Genomic DNA, 20,637 nt, shown 5'->3' on the forward strand with positions numbered 1-20,637 from the left:
GGTTGAGCGAAAGGAACGTCATGAGCACTCCCCACCATTCGGGTGGTCACCATGGTGATCACCCCGCTCCGGAAACAGACCACACCCACCACCCGGATCATGCCAGCCACGAACACCACGCACATGCCGACACCCACGGCCAGGCGATGCCCCACGATCACCCGCACTCCGCCCTGGACGAAGACCACCACGTTCATGGTCACGGCGAACACGCCGGACACAGCACCGCAATGTTTCGGGACCGCTTCTGGTGGTCGCTGATTCTGTCCATTCCCGTCGTCATTTTCAGCCCCATGGTCACCAACCTGCTCGGCTACCACCTCCCGGCATTCCCCGGATCCACCTGGATCCCCCCGGTGCTGGGCACGATCATCTTCGTCTACGGCGGAACGCCTTTCCTCAAGGGCGGATGGAAAGAACTGAAATCCCGCCAACCCGGGATGATGCTCCTGATCGCCATGGCCATCACCGTGGCGTTTGTCGCCTCCTGGGTTACCACTCTGGGGCTGGGCGGTTTTGAGCTGGACTTCTGGTGGGAGCTGGCCCTGCTGGTGACCATCATGCTGCTGGGCCACTGGCTGGAGATGTCCGCTCTCGGGGCTGCGTCCTCCGCGCTTGACGCGCTGGCTGCTCTGCTGCCGGATGAGGCCGAGAAAGTCATCGACGGGACCACCCGCACCGTGGCCATCTCCGAGCTGGTCGTCGACGACGTCGTGCTGGTGAGGGCCGGTGCCCGGGTGCCGGCCGACGGAACCATCCTCGACGGAGCCGCCGAATTCGATGAGGCAATGATCACCGGCGAATCCCGTCCCGTCTTCCGCGACACCGGTGACAAGGTGGTCGCCGGTACCGTGGCCACCGACAACACCGTCCGCATCCGGGTGGAGGCTACCGGCGGGGACACCGCCCTGGCCGGGATCCAACGCATGGTTGCCGACGCCCAGGAGTCCTCCTCCCGGGCCCAGGCCCTGGCGGATCGGGCGGCGGCGTTGTTGTTCTGGTTCGCGCTGATCTCCGCTCTGATCACCGCGGTGGTGTGGACCATTATCGGCAGCCCGGACGATGCCGTGGTGCGCACGGTCACGGTGCTGGTCATCGCCTGCCCGCATGCCCTGGGCCTGGCGATTCCGCTGGTCATTGCGATCTCCAGCGAGCGGGCCGCGAAATCCGGGGTGCTCATCAAGGACCGTATGACGCTCGAGCGGATGCGCACCATCGACGTGGTGCTCTTCGACAAAACCGGCACCCTGACCGAGGGTGCGCACGCGGTCACCGGTGTCGCGGCAGCTGTTGGCGTCACCGAGGGCGAGCTGCTGGCCTTGGCCGCCGCCGCGGAGGCCGACAGTGAGCACCCCGTGGCCCGCGCCATCGTGGCGGCCACGGCCGCCCATCCCGAGGCCTCCCGTCGGCAAATCCGTGCAACTGGTTTCAACGCCGCCTCCGGCCGGGGGGTCCGGGCCACTGTCGATGGCGCTGAGATCCTCGTGGGCGGGCCGAACATGCTGCGCGAGTTCAACCTCACCACCCCGGCCGAGCTCACCGACACCACCAGCGCCTGGACCGGGCGTGGGGCCGGTGTGCTCCATATTGTCCGCGACGGTCAGATCATCGGTGCGGTGGCCGTCGAGGACAAGATCCGCCCCGAATCCCGCGCCGCCGTGAAAGCCCTGCAGGACCGCGGGGTGAAGGTCGCGATGATCACCGGCGACGCCCAGCAGGTGGCCCACGCCGTCGGTCAGGACTTAGGCATTGATGAGGTCTTCGCCGAGGTCCTGCCCCAGGACAAAGACACCAAGGTCACGCAGCTGCAGGACCGGGGTTTGAGCGTGGCCATGGTCGGTGACGGTGTCAATGACGCCCCCGCTCTGACCCGCGCGGACGTCGGTATCGCCATCGGTGCCGGCACGGATGTGGCCATGGAATCTGCCGGGGTGGTCCTAGCCAGTGATGACCCGCGGGCAGTGCTGTCGATGATTGAGCTGTCCCAGGCCAGCTATCGCAAGATGATCCAGAACCTGATCTGGGCCTCTGGCTACAACATCCTCGCCGTGCCGTTGGCTGCCGGAGTGCTCGCCTCGATCGGCTTCGTGCTGTCCCCGGCCGTGGGCGCGATCTTGATGTCTGCCTCGACCATCGTGGTGGCCCTGAACGCCCAGCTGTTGCGCCGCATTGATCTGGATCCGGCTCACCTGGCTCCGACCGAGTCGCAAGAGGAACACACCACGCCTACTCCGGCATCCACCGCCGTCCACTGATCCACCACTTCTCTCCACTGCCCCCATATGACCCTGAAAGGTGCTGTTGCAAAGTTGGGGCAGTAGGAAGAGTGACGTGAAATAGTCACAGCCATGGGTATCTTCTCCGGTCGTCATTTCCCCGGTGACATCATTCTGTGGGCAGTGGGTGGTACTGCCGCTACGGGGTGAGCTACCGCGATCTGGAGGAAATGATGACCGAGTGGAGCGTGCCGGTCGATCACACCACGATCTACCGCTGGATCCAGAAATACGCCCCTGAGCTGGACAAGCAAACACGGCGGTACCGACAGGTACCTGACTGGCAGGCCAGTTCCTGGCGGGTGGATGAGACCTATATCCGGGTCGGGGGAAAGTGGTGCTACCTCTATCGGGCGATCACCGCGGGCGGGCATACCCTGGATTTTTACCTGTCCCCAAAGCGGAACGTGGCCGCAGCGAAGTGTTTCCTGGCCAAGACCCTGAGGTCGAACACGATAACCGGGTTCCCGCGGGTGATCAACACCGATAAAGCACCCTCCCTGGCCAGGGCAATCGCCGAGTTAAAGTCAGAGGGAATCTGCCCGCAGACCGTGGAACACCGGCAGGTGAAATACCTCAATAACGTCATTGAAGGAGATCATGGGCGGCTGAAACGGATTCTCGGACCGAAGGGGGCGTTCAAAAACCGGACCTCGGCGTACCGGACGTTGAAAGGGATGGAAGCGATGCACTCATCACGGAAAGGTCAGGGCGCGATGTTTGCCTACGGGCAACCGAACCCGGATGCGGTGATCGTCAGCCGGGTGTTCGAGGCTGCCTGAGAACGCCGACCCGCAGCGGCCATCAGGAAATGAGAAACTGGGTCGTCTCGGCTCTCCGCCTGAAGTTTGCAACAGCACCAGATAGACTGGAGGGTTGAACTGCGATGTTCCAGTCCTCGTTGCAACTACCAGCGGGGGCTGTTCCCATGCTCATTGGGCATCACCCGCCACGGAGACGGAGTCGCCGTAAATTACCCGTGCTAGCTCAAGGGCGGAAATACGCAGCGTTTTACCATTGCCGCGCGAGCCAGGGACAGCCTGCAGCTCACCACGTGAGAGCATCCTATCGAGTGTGCGACGGGACACACCAGCACGTTCACAGAACTCACCTGCGGTATACGTGCGCAGGAGATCGTTCCTATCCAAAACGATTTCGGACATGCGAAAACCTCGAAGAAGTTAGTTATCCTTCGAGGCCTCACCACGCACCACGCATCTCAGCGTCTAGCGGCACAAGGCTTACTGTTCTGACAGTAGAGACCCAGACGGCCAGTTAATCACCAACGCGATAACATCACGCTGTTAACGTCTGCAAGCCGATTACCCCTGTTGAAGTCTTGGGCGAATTTTCGTATGCCACCAGTGTACCGACAGTGCCGATCAATGTCAATGGTGAACGGCGAGAATCAACCTCCGAACCATCAAGTAGCACGTTTGTAGCACGCGATACAACGATGACACTCGGAACAAGTAAAAAACCCACCGTTACCAGTGGGTTTGTATTGCTCCTCCAACTGGGCTCGAACCAGTGACCCTTCGATTAACAGTCGAATGCTCTGCCAACTGAGCTATGGAGGAATATCTTCGTTGTACTTCAAAGTCTGTGTGACTTCTCTGTGCAACGGAGATTCACTATATAGGGTTACGTCGGCACGTTACAAATCGCCAGCGCAAACCAGGTTTTTACGGGCTTTCACACGCCCTCTTTTAGGACGTGTACCCGCGGCCCTTCTCCCACGTGAGCACGACCGCCTCCCGCACCGGGGTGCCCGGCGCGAGAATGTTGTCCACGCGCAGCCAGTGCATCTCCGCGGCGTTCGGTGTCAGGCGCACATACGAGTAGCCGTGGTAGTCCAAGTTCACGTGTCGGGTGTGGGGGTTGCCGCCTAGCAGTACCTGCTGGCCCAGCGCGCTCACAGCGTTGTTTTCCGGCAGCTTCAGCTGCTCGTTGATGTTCGGTGCCGTAATGGACGCACACACCAACTCAGCGCCGATTTCCTTGCCTTCGTGCTTGACCGTGTGCGCCCACTCGGTGTGGATGTCACCGGTGATAAACAGCGGGGTCTTTCCGGCATCGGCAAGCGCGGTGAGCAGGCGCTTGCGCTCCGCGGAGTAACCGTCCCACTGATCGCCGTTGAGCGGGATGCCGGTGACGTTGGTCGACAGCGCGCTGGAGATGGATTCCGTCTGCGGGTTTTCTTCCAGGGTGATGAGGTTCATCGGGCTGAACATGACGGAATTGCCCAGCACGTTCCACGCCGCGTTCGAAGTCTCTACCTTGTCCACGAGCCAGTTGTACTGCTCGGAGCCCAGCAGGCTGCGGTCTTCCTCCGCGAATTTCGCCGGGTTCCACGTCACCTGCTCGTCGCGGTAGGTGCGCAGGTCCATCATGGTCAGCTCGACGAGGTCGCCGAACGTGAAGGAGCGGTATATGTGCCCCTCCTCCGACGGGGAGGTGGCGCGCACCGGCAGCCACTCGAAGTAGGCCTGCATGGCCGCGTTGCGGCGGTCCAGCCAGTCGCCCTCCTTGTCCGGCTGGTGGTTTTCCGCACCACCGCGCCAGCTGTCGTTCGCGGTCTCATGGTCGTCCCACACCACGACCCACGGTAGGGCGGCGTGCGCGTCCTGGAGGTCGCGGTCGGTGCGGTAGCGCCCGTAGCGGGTACGGTAATCCGCCAGCGAGACGATCTCGTTGGCCGGGTGGTGGTCACGCACGGGGCCGTTGCCGGAGTAATCGCCGGCGGCGTACTCGTAGATGTAGTCGCCCAAAAACACGGCGATGTCGAATTCGTCGGCGCGTCCGCGGCGGGCCATGTCGCCGTAGGCGGTGAAAAAGCCCGACTCCCAGTTGGCACAGGAGGCGACTGCCATGGTCATCTGCTCCACCGCGGCACCGGGCGCCGGCGCCGTCTTCGTGCGGCCCACCGGGCTCGTCTTCCCCTCGTGCGGGCCGTCGGCGACGGTAAAGCGGTAGAAGTACACCGTCTGCGGTTCCAGTCCCTGCGGGTCCACGTGGATGGTGTGGTCACTGTCCGGCGTGGTGGTCACCGCACCTTGCTTGACGATGTCCCCGAAGCCCTCGTCCGTGGCAATCTCCCACGTCACCTCGGTGGGCTCACCGTTGCCAGACCCCGGCATGGCGGAGTCATCAGGGGTGATTCGAGTCCACAAAATCACCGAGTTCGCTAGCGGATCGCCCGAGGCCACGCCGTGGAGGAACGGCAGTTCCCCCTGCGGCGGCTCCTCCGGCTTGACTTCACTGCTGGAGGAGAGATTCACGCTCTGCGCCAGCGCAGATCCCGGGCTAAAGGCGGCGGTGGAAACCGCCACGCCCGCAGCTGCGGAGTTCTGCAGCATGCGGCGACGGGAGATCTGGTGGGTGGAAATGGAATGACTCGAGTTGGACTCAGTTTCGCGCATAGTTAAATGGTCGCGCCCCACCGCGCACTCGCAACCGCTAGAGCAGCTGTTAGCCAACCTTTCCCGGAGTGTTCATGTGTTGTTTTCTCTGCTGCCTACCCTCACCGACTGCGGGAGGTTGCCGGCACGTATACTTTCCCCCGATCTCGCCGCCCAACACGTATGCGGAGCGGCGCGTGATCGATGGGGCTATAGCTCAGTCGGTTAGAGCCACGGACTCATAATCCGTTGGTCGCGGGTTCGAGCCCCGCTGGCCCCACCACCAGTCTTCGTTACCCTGTGGGTGTGCGAAAAACATCGATACGCACCGCTGTAACCGCCGGTGCATGCCTGAGCCTCCCCCTGTTCCCCACCGCCTGCACCCCGGCTGAGGATTCCGCGGACACACACCGTGACGACGGGTCCGAAGCGACGACGGATGCCGAAGCCACCGACCGGTGGTCTGCCTTTGCGGACATCCTCGATGATCCCTCCGCGCTGGATCTAGCCTCAGATCCCTCCCCGGACGCGACTGGGGACTACAGCTACGCCCTCGGCGACGTCACCGGCGACGACGAACCGGAACTACTCATCGCCGTGGACGATAAGAAGTCTTCGCCGGTACACATCGTGACTGCCGATGACTCCGGCAACACCACCGTCTCCCGCGGCAGCCTGCGCTTGAGCGGCGCCGACGCAGACGGGGGCCGCGCGGCTATTCATTTCGCCGAATCCGGAAACGGAATGTACCAAGCCACCGGGCAAGCCAACTCGCCGGCAGTGACCACGCAGCGCTACGAACTCGACGGCGACAAGCTCGTCAACGCCGGCGACGTGCAAACCTCCCCGTCGGGCGATCTCCTGCCGGGCCACGTCGAGGCGACGTTTACGTCAACGACCGATCGCGGGCCGTTCGACAAGGTCAAAGACGGCGGCGAAGAGCGGACCGGGACTGGTAATGGGAACGCGACCGGCTCGGCGGGACAGGGCGCCCAGGGCGGCGCGGCAGCCCCTGCCCCAGGCACCGCAAAAGACGCCCCACAGGCGGAAGCGGATGCGGGCGCGGATGTCGGTCCGAACGAGGTAGAGATCGTCGGCACGGTAGAAGAACTGTCCACCGCGGAAGCCGCGGAGGGTAAGACCCCGCCGAACAACGAGGACCCGAACAACCGATACTTCGTGCTGCGCTTCGACAAACCGCAGTCACTGCCCGTGCGTAGCTCGAGCGGTGGCGCGTCTGACCAGACCCACCAAGCGGCGCTGCTGGACAGCATCGAGCACACGCCGTACGGAAGCTCTACGGGACAGTCGAGCCGGTGGGAAAACTACGCCGGCCAACACGTCCGCGTAGTCGTGGCGAAAGACAACCTCTGGCAGCTGTCCGATGCCGGGCTCCCGCTGGGCATGCTGCGGATGACCTCCGGGGAGCCGGCGGTGTCCCTGGCAAATTAGAAAAGACCGCCGGCGGCAGCGCGGCGCCTTAGTTGACGGTCACGCTGCCGTCAGGATTGACCTGCACGTCGGCGGCCATTGCCGCGGCGAGGTTGAGGCGCTGCCAGGAGCCGTCCTCGGCCTGCCAGTCGAGCGGGTTGCCGGCCGGGCCGGCGGTCTGGCGGAGGACCTCGGCGCGCTGCTCCCACGACAGTTCCGGGTAGGCGTGCGCGAGAAGGACCGGGGCTGCCTGCGGAACCTGCATCGGGGCGTCTTCCGGATAGATGGTGTCGAAGCCATAATCCAGAAGCTCCGAGTAGCGGCCCACGGCGTCCGCATCGGACTGGGCACCGGAATCCTGGGCCACCAGCTCCTCAATGGACTTGCCGGTGCGCCACTCCAGCTCCGCACGCAACTCCGCCGCGGCCTGGTCGATGGCGTCGCGCATGCGCGGGTCATTGAGGCGATCGGCAGCCGCAGCCTGCCCGGACATGCGCCCACCGATGACGTCTAGCGGGTAGTGCACGCCCATGACCACACGGTGGAAGCCGGACTCGCCGCCGCGGGAGATGATCTGCGGGCCGAGCTCCGGCAGCATGTAGGCCAATAGCGTGGTGATCCACGCGGCCTGGTTCGTGTGTCCCGACGGGAAGGACGGGCTGGAGCCGTAGAAATCGTGCTCGCCGTCTTCGTAGCGGTTGATCTTGTCCGATGCCACGACGAATGGCCGGTCGTAGTCGAAAATGTACTTCTCCGCGATCTGGGAGCTCGCGAGTCCGCCCGCGCGCGCCAGGTAGCCGTTGCCCAGGAGGTACTCAGTCTTGGGCAGGCGGTGTTCCGCCAGGGCATCGCGAAGCGCCTGCCCCGTCTCCTCGCCGAGGGCATCGGAGACCGCCGGGAGGACGCCGTCCTTATCCGCGCTGGCGTCGATCTGGGCGCGCTTGATGAGGTCCGGGTTGTCCGCCGCGGCGTTATTGATCTCCACGGCCTTGTTCAGGTTTTCCTCGCGTACGTCCGCGCGCTCGTCGCGCACGGTGAAAAACAGCTTGTTGATGTCGACGTAGATCCCGTACTGGTAGGACGAGATGTCGGACGGGAAGCCGGCGAGGTAGTCGCTGGTGAACGGGCGCGGGGTCGGGGCGCCGTCGTGCTGGGTGATTTCCGGGCCGGTCGAGCTGCCGGTCGCGGAGCCCTCTAGCTGCGGGATCTGCAGGTCGGAGCTCTGGGCGGTGGCGGGAGCGGCCGTGAACGCCAGGGCCGCAGTAGCAAAAAGGCCGCCTAGCGAGGCGGCGTAGCGATGGTTCTGCACAGGTCTTTTCTCTCTAGCCGAGGGCTGATACGTAGCAGCACGACCCTAGAACTGGAGAGTAACCAGCGTGTTAAACCCGGGGTAAGAAAGCGTTAACTTATTCGTTTTCCGGGGTCACGTCTTCCGGCGGCCCGCCGCGCTGCGGACCCCCTTCTTTCTGTCCGGCGTCGTCCGCCCACTTAGCGGTGTACAGCGCCGAACGGGCCATCGCGCCACCAGAGGCAACGGGAAACTGTGATTTAAACTCCACACAGACAACGTAACCCGGATGACAGCGCAACAAAACCTTGAAACGAATATTTTTCTTATAAAAGTGCCTCGGCGCTCCACACCCCCTACCCCATGCCCGCGGCGCGACGGAGCCGGTAGACTAGCTGTCTACACTTTTCCTTGGACACGCAATGCTGGGAGTCTTTCACCACATGTTTCGCTTTGTCGTCGGCGCCGCAACCGGGTACTTCTTCGGCACCAAGGCGGGCCGCAAGCGCTACCACCAGATCAAGGACGCTTACCAGAAGACCGTGAATTCACCCGTCACGCACGGCGCCATCCGGGCTACCCGCCGGGCGGTGGCCAACCGCCTCGACCCCGAGCCGCGCATGCGGGAGGTGCGCGATTTGAAGGGCTCGCGCCGGCACCAGATGGGCCGCGGACGCGACGACTCCCCCACCCCGGATCGCATTTACGAGCCCGACGAGGACTAAACCGCCCTCTTATTCGTAGGGGCTGAACCGAAACGCGCGGTCGTTGAGCTCGCGGCGCGCCTGCTCGAGCGCGATGAGATCGGCAAACAGCGAGTTGTACGCTTGCTCGTCGTCGGTCGGACGCATGCGCCCCAACTTCGCCTTCAGCTGGGCGATCTGATCGCCCACGCGGGCTTCCTGCAGCCGCGACAGCACGGAGTCCGCGTAGGTCTCCCAGCTCGCGTTGGTGGGCAGGATTTCCTCCACGGCCAGCTCTGAAACGAAATTGCGGCCGGTCAGATCGAGCATCTCCCCGGCCACCGCGGCGATCCACTCCACCCCCGGCATGGTGGCGCCCTTCGCGGCACCGCCGGCCTGCGTGATGGCACGGCGCACGGCGAGATACGCGTCGTTGGAAAACGCGTCGTCCGAAATCCCGTCGAAGTACGAGCCCGCCACCGCCGGCTGCTGCAGCGCAATCTTCAGCGACTCGCGCTGCGGCCACAGGTGGGTTTCTTTCGGGCTGGGCGGTTTAATCGCCGGCACGTCCTGCTGCGCGGGCCCACCGCTGGCACTGTCGAAACGCTTCGCGCGCATCGTCGGCGCCTGCTTCTTCGGTTTCTTCGCCTCGGCTTTGACCTGCTGGATGACCTCTTGCGGGTTGGGCCACCCCACCCAGCCGGCCAGCCGGCGGGCGTACTCGGACTGCAGCGGGGCATCGCGAATCTGCGCCACAATCGGCACCGCACGCCGCAGCGCCTGCAGGCGGCCCTCGGCGGAGTCGATGCTGTAATCGGCGATGATCGACTGAATGACGAACTCAAACATCGGGATGCGGTCCGCGACGAGATCGCGCACGGCGGCATCGCCACGCGCCAGCCGCAGATCGCACGGATCCATGCCATCCGGGGCGACGGCGACAAAGGACTGACCGGTGAAGTTCTGCTCACCCTCGAACGCACGCATCGCCGCTTTCTGGCCGGCCTCGTCGCCGTCGAAGGTGTAGATGAGCTCGCCGTGGAAGTAGGAATCATCCAGCATAAGCCGCCGCAGCACCTGCAGGTGCTCGCCGCCAAACGCCGTGCCACAGGACGCCACGGCGGTGCGCACGCCGGCGGCATGCATGGCCATCACGTCCGTGTAGCCTTCGACGATGACCGCCTGGTGCGACTGGGAAATATTCCGCTTGGCCAGGTCGAGGCCGAAGAGCACCTTGGACTTGCGGTACAGCATGGTCTCCGGGGTGTTCATGTACTTGCCCAGCTTGTCGTCATCGAAAAGCTTGCGGGCACCGAACCCGATGACGTTGCCGGCCAGATCTTTGATCGGCCACAGCAGGCGCCGGTGGAAGCGATCAATGGGGCCGCGTTTCCCCATCTTGGAAATGCCGGCCTTTTCCAGCTCCTCGAAGGAAAAGCCCTGCCGCAAAAGGTGCTTCGTCGCCGTGTCCCAGCCGGCCGGGGCGTAGCCACACTCAAAGTTGTAGACCGTATCGCGGGAAAACCCGCGGTCGAGCAAGAAGTCGCGGGCCGGGGCCGCCTCCGGGGTCTCGAGCTGTTCCCGGTAGAACTTGTGGACCGCCCGGTTGGCCTGGATGAGCCGCTTACGGGTGCCGGGCTTTTCCGCCCGCGCGCCAGTGCTTCCTCCCTGGTAGTTGATGTGGTAGCCGATCTTTTCCGCGACCGTTTCCACGGCCTCGGGGAAAGACAGCTGCTCCATTTCCATGAGGAAGGAAAAGACGTCGCCGCCCTTGTCAGTGGAAAAGCAGTGGTAGTAGCCGCGCTGCGGGCGCACGTGGAACGAAGGGGTCTTTTCGTCCTTGAACGGTGACAGCCCCTTGAGCGAGTCGCTGCCCGCCGGTTTGAGCTGGACGTACTCACCCACGATTTCTTCCAGCGGCGCGCGTTCACGGATAGCTTGGATGTCGCTTTCCGGGATTCTGCCTTTCGCCATAGCCCCAGACTCTACCCCGCGTACCGTTTCTCAGGGACGTGACCTCATACCCGGCGGCCGATTTCTGGCGCGGTCCTGCGTCCTGCGACAATATGGCCCCATGAGCGATTCCCGCGGGTCCAGCCCCACAACCATTCCGGCCATCGTCGGTGCCATCCTCTTGGCCGCCGTCGGTGGCTACTTCGGCATCGACCTCACCGGCAACGGGGACAACGGCTCCGGGCGCGCCGGCACGGGCGATGCCCAGTCCGCGCATCAGGACACCTGCGAGCTGGGCAGCCTGCCGGACCAGGCGCGCGATACCACTGAGGACATCCTCGCTGGCGGACCCTACGACCACCCGAAAAACGACAACCAGCGCTTCGGCAACTACGAGGGCGTCCTGCCGAAGAAGCCGGGCGATTACTACCGCGAGTACACGGTGGAAACGCCGGGTGAAAAGAGCCGGGGCGCGCGCCGGATCATCACCGGCGGCGGGTCCGAGACCGACCCGGACGTCTGGTACTACACCGACGACCACTACGAATCGTTTTGCGAAATCCCCGACGCCGAGGAGAACTAAATGCGCTCACTGCGGATAGAGACGCCTCTGCGCTCCCGGGACGACTTCTTCGCCGCGGTGGGGAAGGCTGCGAAGGACGCAGGCCATCCGCTTCCCCCGCCGCCGAACCTGGACGCGTTCGCCGACGCCGTGCGCGAACTCGACGTGGAAAGCGTTACGGCCACGGCCTGTTCCATGCCGGCCCGCGACGTGGAGGCGGTTACGCAGGTGCTTGACGATGCCGGGGTCGCCGCCCGCCTCCACCACTCGGACGGCAGGGAGCGGCCCGAGCGCTAACCGAAGAAGCCGACGATCTCGGCGGATTCGCGCGCGAGGCGTTCGAGGCGGGATTCGGTCATGGACGCGATCTGATCGATGACCACCCGCTGGCGGGCGGCCGGGGACTCCGCCCGCTGCCACCAGAGCCGGAACATCGGGTCCATCGCGCCCGGCGCGCCGGCCATTAAATAGTCGTGCACGCGGTAGATACGCTCGCGCTGCCGGTCTTGCCGCGCCTTGTGGGCGGGATCGTCCATGACGTAAAGCACCGCCAAGGTTTTCAGCAGCTTCACCTCCGCGGCCGCCTGGTCTGGGACGACAAGCCGCCCATGTTGCCGGCCGAGCCCGTCCTGGGCAAGCAGGTCCGCATTCGCGGCGCGCGTGGCTTTGACCGTGGCGCCGATGTAGCGGCCGACGAGCTCCGAGGTCAGTCGTTTGAGGTTGGCAAAGCCGGCGAGCGAGAAGTCGAAATCGGCGGCGGTGGCGACGATGGGCAGCTCGCGGAGGTAGCCGGCGGCATCGAGAAGCTCGTCTGCTTCCCCGCCGAAGGCCTGCGCGCCCTTTTCCGCTAGGGCGGCCAGCTCCACGAGGTCCCACAGCACGCTGAGGGAGACGCGGCCGGACACGATGCCGTCCTCCACATCGTGCACTGAGTAGGCCACGTCGTCCGACCAGTCCATGGCCTGCGCTTCCATCGACGGCCGCGCGTCCGCATGCCCGGCGCGCAGCCAGGTCAGCAGGTGGGCGTCCTCGTCGTAGCAGCCATACTTGCGGTTCACGCTGCCATCCGCGTTGGTTTTAGTGCGCGGGTATTTGCAGGCGGCGTCCAACGCCGCGCGGGTGAGGTTGAGGCCGAAAGAATTGAGGTCGTCATCGACGACTTTGGGCTCTAGAAACGCGAGGATGCGCAGCGTCTGCGCGTTGCCCTCGAAGCCGCCACACTCGCTGGCCACCTCGTTGAGCGCGTTTTCGCCGTTATGGCCGTACGGCGGGTGGCCGATGTCGTGGGTCAGCCCGGCCATCTCGCAGAGATCCGGATCCAGGCCCAGGCCGCTGCCGATGCCGCGGGCGATCTGCGCGACCTCCAGCGAGTGGGTCAGCCGGGTGCGCGGGGTATCGCCGTCGCGAGGGCCGACCACCTGGGTTTTATCCGCTAGCCGCCGCAGCGCCGCCGAGTGGAGGACACGGGCTCGGTCGCGGTCGAAGGCGCCGCGCTCGTCAGTCTGGAAAGGCGCGGAACCGTAGGCGGATCCTTTGGACGCTTCCGAGAAGAGGCGCTCGGTGTCGGCTGCGGAATAGTGGTACATAACGCCTGTTAGTTTAAGACTCCTGCGCACGCCGTTGGCGCTGAATCTCCGCGTGGTGGGCTTTTCGGGTCGGCCGCATCCACGCCTCGATGCGGTGCAGGCCGCAGCGCAGCACGTGCGATGCCCGCTTGCCGGCGATTGCTTCGACGGCCAGCACCGCTAGCCCGCCGGCTTCGTGCGCGGCGGCACGCCACCAATTGGCGTGCGGGAAGCGCTGCGGGCAGCCGGGAGCCCCGGAGGCCTGAACGACGGGGAGATCGACGAGCCGCAGCCGCGCGAGGAACTCGACCCGGACGGTATGCAGCGGATCCGTGACCACCAGGACGAGGCGGCTGCGAGCAGGCCCCAGGTGCGCGGCCACCGCGTCCAGGGAACCGGAGGTGTCCCAGCCGTCGTGGAGTGCAGTGATCCGCGCGGCTGGCACCCCGTGGTCTCGCAGGTACCTCTCGCCCACCTCTGCCTCGGTGAACCGGTCGCCGGGCAGCTTCGCGCCGACAGTGATGACCTCCGCGTCCGGGTAACGCTGCGACAGCGTCACGGCGTGGTCGAGCCGGGCGCGCAGCGCGCGCGACGGCACGCCGTCGTACTGCGCGGCGCCCAAGACCACGATGGCGCGCGGGCGGATTACGGAATGTGCTTTGTGCATCGCGCCTATTGTGCCATTACACCGTTATTCTTAGCCGTATGACTTCGACGCATCGAGCCCCCGCACGCCTCGGGCGCGCCTCCCTCGCCGCCCTCTTCGCCGCCAGCCCACTGCTCCTCGCCGGCACTGCGATGGCGGGCCCTGCGACAGCGAACCCGGCGCAGGCTGCGGAGCTCCACGAACGCTTGGAAGCCCAGGGGCAGGGCTCCGGGTCCGTTCCGGCGCCCTCCTCCATCACGGATCACGTCGTGGACGAGGCGGGTGTGCTCAACGCCGAGGAACGCGAAGGGCTCGAGCACAAGATCCGCCAGCTCCAGGAGGACAGCGGCCGAGTGCTGTATGTCGTGTACATCAACAGCCTTGGCGGCAAGGACGAGAAGAAGTATGCGGAGGAAATTGTTAAAGCGCGTGGAGAAAACACCGCTGCCGTCGTCATGTCCACCAAGGACCGGTTGATGGGCACGGCCGCCGGCAGAGAGTGGCCGAAAGAGGCGGGCGGGAAACTTTTTAACGCCGCGTCAGGACCAGGTGCGGATAAAAACTGGGCGGGCGCGGGTAGCGCCGCGGCCGACTACGCCCGCGGGGCCACCTCCGGCGACGGGGGAAATAAGGGCGGCGTAGACACCGGCGACGCTAGCGGCGCCGGCTGGCTCATTGGCGGCGGCGCGGCCGCTCTCGCCGCCGGCGGCGGCATCTGGGCACTCAGCCGCCGCAAGACCAAGCAGGACAGGCAGGAAACGCTGGCACATGCCCGCGAGATCGCCCCGGGTGATACCGACAGCCTGGACCAGCTGCCCACCGAAACCTTGGAGGAGCTCGCGCAGGAAGAGCTCGTCTCCACGGACGAGTCGATCCGCCGCGGCAAGGAAGAACTCGATATCGCCACCTCGGAGTTCGGCCCGGAGCGCACCCGCCAATTCACCAAGGCGATGAACCACTCGACCTCGACCTTGCAGCGTGCCTTCCGCCTGCGGCAGCAGCTGGAGCAGACCCCGCCTTCTCACGAGGTCGAGCGCCGGCAGCTGCTCATCGACATCATCTCCTCGTGCGGCCAAGCCGACGCCGCCTTGGACGAAGAGGCAGCCAACTTCGCCGATATGCGGGGCCTGCTCATCAACGCCGACACCAAGCTTGATGAGCTCACCCAGAAGACCGTGGACCTGCGCGCCCGGCTCCCTCACGCCCACGAGACGCTACGGTCGCTCCACGCCGAGTATTCCGCCGAGACCTTGGAATCGGTCAACGACAACCCGGATCTCGCGGAGGCCTCGCTCACCGAGGCGGAAAAGCTCGTGGAAGAGGGCAATAAGTTGCAGTCGCAGCCGGCCGGCACCCAAGGCGCGCTGGTGGGCATCATCCGCGATGCGGAGCACGCCACCGAGGTCGCTGATCGCCTGCTGAAGGGGGTAGAACATGCCCGCGACAACATCGCGGCCGCCCGCAGCGGGCTCGACGATCTCATCGCGGAGGTCGAAGACGAACTGTCCGAGGCCACGGCGCTGCGCGATAAGGGCCAGAGCCAGGGCACCCGGGCCGATTGGGACAGCCTCGAGCGTGCCGTAGCGAACGCGCGCGAGTCCGTGGAAGCCGCCAAGTCCCACGGCGCCGCGGACCCGCTGGGGGCCTACACCGACTTGGCCAACGCGGACACCGAGTTGGACAAGCAGCTCGACGCAGCCCGCGACGTCACCGCCTCCCACGACCGGCAGCTCAAGGTCTACCGTAACCAGGTAAGCACGGCCGCCTCCCACATCCAGGCCGCCGAGGATCTCATCTCCTCCCGCGGCCGCCTGGTCGGTTCCCGCGCCCGCACCGCGCTTGCCGATGCCCAGCGCCTCCACGCCCAGGCACTGCGCGCGGAGAACTCCAACCTGCGGCAGGCCACCGACTTGGCCAAGCAGGCCACCAACGCCGCCCGCGCCGCAATCCGGCACGCCAACGACGACGTCAACCAGTACCGCCGCATGCAGCAGGCGCGCGGCTACTCCTCCGGCGCGGGCAACATGCTCACCGGCATGCTCATCGGTCAGGCCTTGGGCGGCGGCTTCCGCGGCGGTGGTTTTGGCGGCGGCTTCGGCGGGGGCGGCGGTGGCGGATTCAGCGGCTCCAGCCGCGGCGGCGCCTTCTAGCTAGATCCGGACCTGCGTGTCCGGCGCGTCGAGCAGGACGCACCCCCAGGTGATGAACGCGGCATCGACAAGCGAGAGCTGTGACTCCACCTGACTTACCTGCAGCTCCCCGGCGCGCAGACGCGGGTCCGTGTGCAGCACCTCCGCGCCGTCGTCTACCCGCAGGATGCGGCGGGCCCGGCGCAGCGGCTTGATCCGTTCGGCGCGATACTCTCGGCCGTCACAGTTGACGTCCAGCCGGGAGGTGGTCAGCCCCGCCTGCCGGAGGTAGAACATGCGCCCATCGCTGACCGTCCCGCGCAGGTAGAAGGTGCCGCCGCTGGACGATTCCAAGAGGATTTCCTGCCGGTCGCAGTACAGGGAGTTGTTCTGCGCCACCGCGAGCACCGCGCCGTTTGGCGTGAGCAGCTCACCGCTCGTCCAGAGCCAGCTCATGAGAAAAAGGCAACGAGCGCCACGAGCGTGGACACCACGAGGGTGGCGATGAGACCGGTTGTTTTCTTCTCCAGTCGCGCCTCCAAGATGAGGCGGGCGAACCAGGAGACCGCGACGGTCTCTGGGCCGGACAGCTTCGCGGGCCCGTCGAACTCCACGATGGCCCGGCGCACGCCGCTGTTCGCGCCACTGAATTGGCCGATCTTCTCATCGTGGTCGTCGACGATGACCCAGTCGTTGCGCTTTTCGTTGTGGAACTCCACGCGGCGGCCGGCAAGGTCGGCGACGAGGCGATCGTCTTTACGCCGGTGGCCGTCGAGACGGTACACCGACCCGTCCGATCCACTAGCGGTTGCGGTGGTGTCCGCGGTCTCCAGCGACCACGTAGCGTCGCCGACCGCGGCCGTGTCCTGACCGAAGGTGGCGAGCTGATCTGGGCCGGCTTCGGCAAGCAGCCGCGGGTTCTCCCTATCGGTACGGTCCCAGCTGGTGTAATGCATGACAGCCGGCCCTAGCACCCGATGAGGCGGGCGGCCAGGTAGGACTCGAGCTCGTCGATGGCCACGCGCTCCTGCTCCATGGTGTCGCGCTCGCGCACGGTCACGGCGTTGTCATCCAGGGTGTCGAAGTCGAAGGTGACGCAGAACGGCGTGCCGATCTCGTCCTGGCGGCGGTAGCGGCGGCCAATGGCGCCCGAAACGTCGAACTCGACGTTCCAGTGCTGGCGCAGCTTGCCCGCCAGCTCCTTCGCGGGAGCGGAGAGCTCCTCCTTCTTCGACAGCGGGAGGACGGCGACCTTGACCGGTGCCAGGCGGCGGTCCAGGCGCAGCACGGTGCGCTTGTCGGTGCCGCCCTTCGCGTTCGGCGCCTCCTCTTCGTGGTAGGCGTCGACCAGGAAGGCCATCATGGAACGGCCGAGACCTGCGGCTGGCTCGATGCAGTACGGGATCCAGCGCTCTTCGGCCTGCTGGTCGTAGAAGGACAGATCCTCGCCCGAGCCTTCGGAGTGGACGCGCAGGTCGTAATCGGTGCGGTTGGCCACGCCCTCGAGCTCGCCCCACTTGGAACCGGTAAACCCGAACGCGTACTCTACGTCGACGGTACGCTTGGAGTAGTGCGACAGCTTTTCCTTCGGGTGCTCGTACAGGCGCAGGTTATCCGGGTTGATGCCAAGGTCGACGTACCAGTTGTAGCGGTCGTCGATCCAGTACTGGTGCCACTCTTCGTCCTCGCCCGGCTTGACGAAGAACTCCATCTCCATCTGCTCGAACTCGCGGGTGCGGAAGATGAAGTTGCCCGGGGTAATCTCGTTGCGGAAGGACTTGCCGATGTTGGCGATGCCGAACGGCGGCTTCATACGTGACGAGGTCATCACGTTCTTGAAGTTCACGAAGATGCCCTGGGCGGTCTCCGGGCGCAAGTAGTGTAGGCCTTCCTTGTCATCGACTGGGCCCAGGTAGGTCTTGAGCAGGCCGGAGAATTCGCGCGGCTCGGTCCAGTTGCCCGGCTGGCCGGTCTCCGGATCGTTGATATCGGCAAAGCCGTTCTCCGGCGGGTGGCCGTGCTTTTCCTCGTAGGCCTCCAGCAGGTGGTCAGCGCGGTAGCGCTTGTGGGTGTGCAGCGACTCCACCAGCGGGTCGGTGAACACGTCGACGTGCCCGGAGGATACCCAGGTCTGCCGCGGGAGGATGATGGACGAGTCGAGGCCCACGACATCGTCACGCGACTGCACCATGTGGCGCCACCACTGGCGCTTGATGTTTTCTTTCAGTTCCACGCCGAGCGGGCCGTAGTCCCAAGCCGACCGGGAGCCGCCGTAGATTTCACCCGCCTGGTAGACGAGGCCGCGGCGTTTGCACAAATTCACAACGGTATCGATCACCGATGCCATGGGGATGACTCCTCTGGTTGGGAAAACTCGTGACAGGTCGCGCACCATTCTAGCGCGCGCCCTACCGCGCGATTCGGTCAGGCCACGGCCCCTTCCGTTTGTTCACTCATCAACGGGTTACGCGTAGGCTTTCTCCCATGGGTTCTGCAACGAGCACCAAGAAATTGGGCGCACGGACGACTAAACAGCGCACCGCTGTCATGGAAGTGCTGGAGGCGACCAACGAGTTCACCTCGGCGAAAGACCTCTACCACGAGCTGCGCGAGCGCGGCGAAAAGATCGGGCTGACCACCGTCTACCGCACCCTGCAGTCGCTGGCCGACATCGACGCCGTCGACGCGCTCCACCCCCCGAGCGGGGAGACGCTCTACCGGCAGTGCAACTCCGATCACCATCACCACCACCTCGTATGCACCAAGTGCGGGCGCACCGAGGAGATCGATGGCGGCCCGATCGAGTCGTGGGCCAAGGAGAAGGCCGCCGGCCACGGGTTCGCGCTCACCGGCCACGAGGCCGAAATCTTCGGTATCTGCGCGGCGTGCCAGAGCGCGACTAGCTCATAAGCTGATCGACCGCGGCGCCCAGACCGTAGGTCACGGCTGCGGCGCCCAGACCGATGACGAGCTGCCGCACCGCGCGCGTTAGGGGCGGCTTGCCCGAGACCACGCCGACGATCCCGCCGGTAAAGCACAGCGCCAGCGACACCAGCACCACCGCCACAACCGCGCCGGTGGCCACGCTCGCGCCGAAGAGGAACGGGATGATGGGGATCAGCGCGCCGGTGGCGAAGAAGCAGAAACTGGAGATTGCCGCGGAAAGCGCCTTGCCCACCACCCCGGTGTCCGGGCCATCTACCGTATCGTCCGCGCTGGGTGCCTCTCCCCCGCGGTGAATTTCCGCCATGACGGCCTCCGCCTTGTCCTCGGCGGCGACCGAATCCATGCCGCGGGCGCGGTAGACCAGCGCGAGCTCGTTGGTTTTCACATCGAGAAGCGCGGCCAGCTTGCCTGTGTCCTGGTCTGGGGTGGATGCCTGCAGCAGCTCGTTTTGGCTCTTCACGGACACGTATTCGCCCGCCGCCATGGACAGCGCGCCGGCAAGCAGGCCGGAAATTCCCGTCAGCAGCACGAAGCTGCTGTCCACGCCGCTGCCCATGACGCCGGCCACCAACGCGAGGTTGGATACCAAGCCGTCGTTGGCGCCGAAGACCGCCGCGCGGAAATTCCCGGACATCTTCTCGCGGCCTCGGGCGGCTAGCCCACGCACGACTTCCGAGTGGACCCGCTCGTCCGCGGCAATCTGGTCCGAGGCGTCCGAGTCGTCGGAGTACGGGGTGCGGGCCTCCGCAGTCTGCATGAGCGCCAGGGTGAACACGGATCCGAAGTGCCGCGCCATGAACCCGAGCAGGCGCGTGGACAGTTCCGGCTTGCGCGGGAAACCGACGTGATCGCCCAACTTGGCGCGCCAGTAGTTCTCATGGCGCGACTCCGCCTCCGCGAGGCGCAGCAGGATGTCGCGCTCTTCGCCCTCCTTGCGGAAGGCCAGCTCACGGTAGACCGCCGCCTCCGCGCGCTCATTGGCTAAGTATTTGCGCCAGCGGGTGATCTGCTGCCGCGTCGGCTCGCCCGCGGCCATCTACTTGGTCCCTCCGAATCGGCGATCCCGCCGTGCGTACTCTTCGACCGCCGCGTATAGGTCCGCCGCGCGGAAGTCCGGGAACAGGGTGTCTTGGTACACCATCTCCGCGTACGCGGACTCCCACAACAGGAAGTTCGAGGTGCGTTTTTCGCCCGACGGGCGCAGGAAGAGATCCACGTCCGGCATCTGCGGGTCGTACAGGTGCTGGGTGATGAGGTCCTCAGTAATGTCCGCCGGGGCGATCTCCCCGGCCGCCACGCGCTTGGCGATGCCCCGGGTGGCATCCACCAGCTCCGCCCGGCCGCCGTAGTTCACGCACATCGCAAGCGTCATGCGCGTGTTGTTTCGGGTCAGCTCCTCGGCGGCCTCCAACTCGCGGATAACGCTGCGCCACAGGCGGGGCCGACGGCCCGCCCAGACCACCTTGACGCCGCGGGAGTGCAGGTAGTCACGCTGTCGGCGCAGCACGTCGCGGTTAAAGCCCATCAAAAAGCGCACCTCGCCGCGGTTACGCCGCCAGTTCTCGGTGGAAAAGGCGTACGCCGACAGGTACTCGACCCCAAGCTCGAGGCACGCGTCCACCACCTCGAGCAGGACGCCCTCGCCGCGCTTGTGGCCTTCGGTGCGAGGCAGTCCACGCTGCTGCGCCCAGCGGCCGTTGCCGTCCATGACCATGGCGATGTGCCGCGGGATGAACTCGGCGGGGATGTCGGGCGGG

Annotated in this window: 19 protein-coding genes, 2 tRNA genes and 1 pseudogene; 9 read left to right on the top strand and 13 right to left on the bottom strand. The window is 65.5% G+C overall.

The window, feature by feature from the left end; translation table 11 throughout:
* Positions 1-20: 20 nt before the first annotated feature.
* Together CMASS_RS07525 and CMASS_RS07530 are read left to right on the top strand one after the other, a co-directional pair.
* Positions 21-2,255 carry a copper-translocating P-type ATPase gene (locus tag CMASS_RS07525; RefSeq protein WP_022863855.1) on the top strand — a complete coding sequence of 745 codons (2,235 nt, stop codon included), beginning with the start codon at positions 21-23 and terminating at the stop codon, positions 2,253-2,255.
* 93 nt (positions 2,256-2,348) lie between these two features.
* Positions 2,349-3,058, top strand: a pseudogene (locus tag CMASS_RS07530) (IS6 family transposase).
* A gap of 150 nt (positions 3,059-3,208) precedes the next feature.
* Here CMASS_RS07530 and CMASS_RS10335 read toward each other — a convergent pair.
* From CMASS_RS10335 to CMASS_RS07540, 3 genes are all read right to left on the bottom strand, one after another.
* Positions 3,209-3,439, bottom strand: coding sequence for a helix-turn-helix domain-containing protein (locus CMASS_RS10335; RefSeq protein ID WP_039676313.1), 231 nt, complete (start codon positions 3,437-3,439; stop codon positions 3,209-3,211).
* Positions 3,440-3,783: 344 nt separating this feature from the next.
* Positions 3,784-3,856: transfer RNA gene (locus CMASS_RS07535), tRNA-Asn, on the bottom strand.
* A gap of 129 nt (positions 3,857-3,985) precedes the next feature.
* Positions 3,986-5,698 carry an alkaline phosphatase D family protein gene (locus CMASS_RS07540; RefSeq protein ID WP_022863297.1) on the bottom strand — a complete coding sequence of 571 codons (1,713 nt, stop codon included), beginning with the start codon at positions 5,696-5,698 and terminating at the stop codon, positions 3,986-3,988.
* 185 nt (positions 5,699-5,883) lie between these two features.
* Here CMASS_RS07540 and CMASS_RS07545 point away from each other — a divergent pair.
* Positions 5,884-5,960 (top strand) — tRNA-Ile (locus CMASS_RS07545).
* Positions 5,961-5,983: 23 nt separating this feature from the next.
* Positions 5,984-7,129, top strand: coding sequence for a hypothetical protein (locus tag CMASS_RS07550; protein WP_027018730.1), 1,146 nt, complete (start codon positions 5,984-5,986; stop codon positions 7,127-7,129).
* Between the two features lie 28 nt (positions 7,130-7,157).
* Here the strand turns inward: CMASS_RS07550 and CMASS_RS07555 are convergent, their stop codons facing one another.
* Both CMASS_RS07555 and CMASS_RS07560 read right to left on the bottom strand, forming a co-directional pair.
* A complete protein-coding gene (locus CMASS_RS07555; RefSeq protein ID WP_022863295.1) occupies positions 7,158-8,417 on the bottom strand; it encodes an acid phosphatase in 1,260 nt (419 codons plus the stop codon).
* A gap of 97 nt (positions 8,418-8,514) precedes the next feature.
* Positions 8,515-8,667 carry a hypothetical protein gene (locus tag CMASS_RS07560; RefSeq protein WP_156831808.1) on the bottom strand — a complete coding sequence of 51 codons (153 nt, stop codon included), beginning with the start codon at positions 8,665-8,667 and terminating at the stop codon, positions 8,515-8,517.
* Between the two features lie 172 nt (positions 8,668-8,839).
* Here CMASS_RS07560 and CMASS_RS07565 point away from each other — a divergent pair, with 172 nt between their 5' ends.
* Positions 8,840-9,121 carry a YtxH domain-containing protein gene (locus tag CMASS_RS07565; protein WP_022863293.1) on the top strand — a complete coding sequence of 94 codons (282 nt, stop codon included), beginning with the start codon at positions 8,840-8,842 and terminating at the stop codon, positions 9,119-9,121.
* Between the two features lie 9 nt (positions 9,122-9,130).
* Here CMASS_RS07565 and dnaG read toward each other — a convergent pair whose 3' ends face one another.
* A complete protein-coding gene (gene dnaG / locus CMASS_RS07570; RefSeq protein ID WP_022863292.1) occupies positions 9,131-11,053 on the bottom strand; it encodes a DNA primase in 1,923 nt (640 codons plus the stop codon).
* 100 nt (positions 11,054-11,153) lie between these two features.
* Between dnaG and CMASS_RS07575 the strand changes: the two genes are divergently transcribed.
* Positions 11,154-11,615, top strand: a complete 462-nt coding sequence (locus tag CMASS_RS07575; RefSeq protein ID WP_022863291.1) for a guanyl-specific ribonuclease — start codon at positions 11,154-11,156, stop codon at positions 11,613-11,615.
* Complete coding sequence (locus tag CMASS_RS07580; protein ID WP_022863290.1) at positions 11,616-11,891, top strand: hypothetical protein; 276 nt, start codon at positions 11,616-11,618, stop codon at positions 11,889-11,891.
* On the opposite strand, the gene CMASS_RS07585 is transcribed toward CMASS_RS07580, so the two are convergent.
* Complete coding sequence (locus tag CMASS_RS07585) at positions 11,888-13,180, bottom strand: deoxyguanosinetriphosphate triphosphohydrolase (protein WP_022863289.1); 1,293 nt, start codon at positions 13,178-13,180, stop codon at positions 11,888-11,890. The two genes, CMASS_RS07580 and CMASS_RS07585, sit on opposite strands and share 4 nt — an antisense overlap.
* A 13-nt stretch (positions 13,181-13,193) precedes the next feature.
* Positions 13,194-13,826 (bottom strand): YdcF family protein, encoded by a 633-nt coding sequence (locus CMASS_RS07590; RefSeq protein WP_022863288.1) that lies wholly within the window; start codon positions 13,824-13,826, stop codon positions 13,194-13,196.
* Between the two features lie 38 nt (positions 13,827-13,864).
* Between CMASS_RS07590 and CMASS_RS07595 the strand changes: the two genes are divergently transcribed.
* A complete protein-coding gene (locus CMASS_RS07595; protein ID WP_027018728.1) occupies positions 13,865-15,955 on the top strand; it encodes a TPM domain-containing protein in 2,091 nt (696 codons plus the stop codon).
* Here the strand turns inward: CMASS_RS07595 and CMASS_RS07600 are convergent, their stop codons facing one another.
* Genes CMASS_RS07600 through CMASS_RS07610 form a run of 3 tightly spaced genes read right to left on the bottom strand, consistent with a single transcriptional unit; the run spans position 15,956 to position 18,281 of the window.
* Entirely contained in the window at positions 15,956-16,390 is a 435-nt protein-coding gene (locus CMASS_RS07600) for a hypothetical protein (RefSeq protein WP_022863286.1), read from the bottom strand.
* Positions 16,387-16,890, bottom strand: coding sequence for a hypothetical protein (locus CMASS_RS07605; RefSeq protein WP_022863285.1), 504 nt, complete (start codon positions 16,888-16,890; stop codon positions 16,387-16,389). Before CMASS_RS07605 ends, CMASS_RS07600 begins: the two co-directional genes overlap by 4 nt.
* An 11-nt stretch (positions 16,891-16,901) precedes the next feature.
* Positions 16,902-18,281 (bottom strand): glycine--tRNA ligase, encoded by a 1,380-nt coding sequence (locus CMASS_RS07610; RefSeq protein WP_022863284.1) that lies wholly within the window; start codon positions 18,279-18,281, stop codon positions 16,902-16,904.
* Between the two features lie 137 nt (positions 18,282-18,418).
* Between CMASS_RS07610 and CMASS_RS07615 the strand changes: the two genes are divergently transcribed.
* Entirely contained in the window at positions 18,419-18,844 is a 426-nt protein-coding gene (locus tag CMASS_RS07615; RefSeq protein ID WP_027018727.1) for a Fur family transcriptional regulator, read from the top strand.
* Here CMASS_RS07615 and CMASS_RS07620 read toward each other — a convergent pair.
* Complete coding sequence (locus tag CMASS_RS07620) at positions 18,834-19,916, bottom strand: VIT1/CCC1 transporter family protein (protein ID WP_022863282.1); 1,083 nt, start codon at positions 19,914-19,916, stop codon at positions 18,834-18,836. The genes CMASS_RS07615 and CMASS_RS07620 overlap by 11 nt on opposite strands.
* Positions 19,917-20,594 carry an isoprenyl transferase gene (locus tag CMASS_RS07625; RefSeq protein WP_051126860.1) on the bottom strand — a complete coding sequence of 226 codons (678 nt, stop codon included), beginning with the start codon at positions 20,592-20,594 and terminating at the stop codon, positions 19,917-19,919.
* Positions 20,595-20,637: the final 43 nt, after the last annotated feature.

This window comes from Corynebacterium massiliense DSM 45435, assembly GCF_028609805.1.
Taxonomy (GTDB): domain Bacteria; phylum Actinomycetota; class Actinomycetes; order Mycobacteriales; family Mycobacteriaceae; genus Corynebacterium; species Corynebacterium massiliense.

Excerpts from the sequence above, each read along its gene's own strand:
- CMASS_RS07585 (WP_022863289.1), bottom strand. The coding sequence starts at position 13,180 with ATGTACCACTATTCCGCAGCCGACACCGAGCGCCTCTTCTCGGAAGCG.
- CMASS_RS07580 (WP_022863290.1), top strand. The coding sequence starts at position 11,616 with ATGCGCTCACTGCGGATAGAGACGCCTCTGCGCTCCCGGGACGACTTC.
- CMASS_RS07590 (WP_022863288.1), bottom strand. The coding sequence starts at position 13,826 with ATGCACAAAGCACATTCCGTAATCCGCCCGCGCGCCATCGTGGTCTTG.
- CMASS_RS07565 (WP_022863293.1), top strand. The coding sequence starts at position 8,840 with ATGTTTCGCTTTGTCGTCGGCGCCGCAACCGGGTACTTCTTCGGCACC.
- CMASS_RS07600 (WP_022863286.1), bottom strand. The coding sequence starts at position 16,390 with ATGAGCTGGCTCTGGACGAGCGGTGAGCTGCTCACGCCAAACGGCGCG.
- CMASS_RS07595 (WP_027018728.1), top strand. The coding sequence starts at position 13,865 with ATGACTTCGACGCATCGAGCCCCCGCACGCCTCGGGCGCGCCTCCCTC.
- CMASS_RS07615 (WP_027018727.1), top strand. The coding sequence starts at position 18,419 with ATGGGTTCTGCAACGAGCACCAAGAAATTGGGCGCACGGACGACTAAA.
- CMASS_RS07610 (WP_022863284.1), bottom strand. The coding sequence starts at position 18,281 with ATGGCATCGGTGATCGATACCGTTGTGAATTTGTGCAAACGCCGCGGC.
- CMASS_RS07540 (WP_022863297.1), bottom strand. The coding sequence starts at position 5,698 with ATGCGCGAAACTGAGTCCAACTCGAGTCATTCCATTTCCACCCACCAG.
- dnaG (WP_022863292.1), bottom strand. The coding sequence starts at position 11,053 with ATGGCGAAAGGCAGAATCCCGGAAAGCGACATCCAAGCTATCCGTGAA.
- CMASS_RS07605 (WP_022863285.1), bottom strand. The coding sequence starts at position 16,890 with ATGCATTACACCAGCTGGGACCGTACCGATAGGGAGAACCCGCGGCTG.
- CMASS_RS07525 (WP_022863855.1), top strand. The coding sequence starts at position 21 with ATGAGCACTCCCCACCATTCGGGTGGTCACCATGGTGATCACCCCGCT.
- CMASS_RS10335 (WP_039676313.1), bottom strand. The coding sequence starts at position 3,439 with ATGTCCGAAATCGTTTTGGATAGGAACGATCTCCTGCGCACGTATACC.
- CMASS_RS07575 (WP_022863291.1), top strand. The coding sequence starts at position 11,154 with ATGAGCGATTCCCGCGGGTCCAGCCCCACAACCATTCCGGCCATCGTC.
- CMASS_RS07625 (WP_051126860.1), bottom strand. The coding sequence starts at position 20,594 with ATGGTCATGGACGGCAACGGCCGCTGGGCGCAGCAGCGTGGACTGCCT.
- CMASS_RS07620 (WP_022863282.1), bottom strand. The coding sequence starts at position 19,916 with ATGGCCGCGGGCGAGCCGACGCGGCAGCAGATCACCCGCTGGCGCAAA.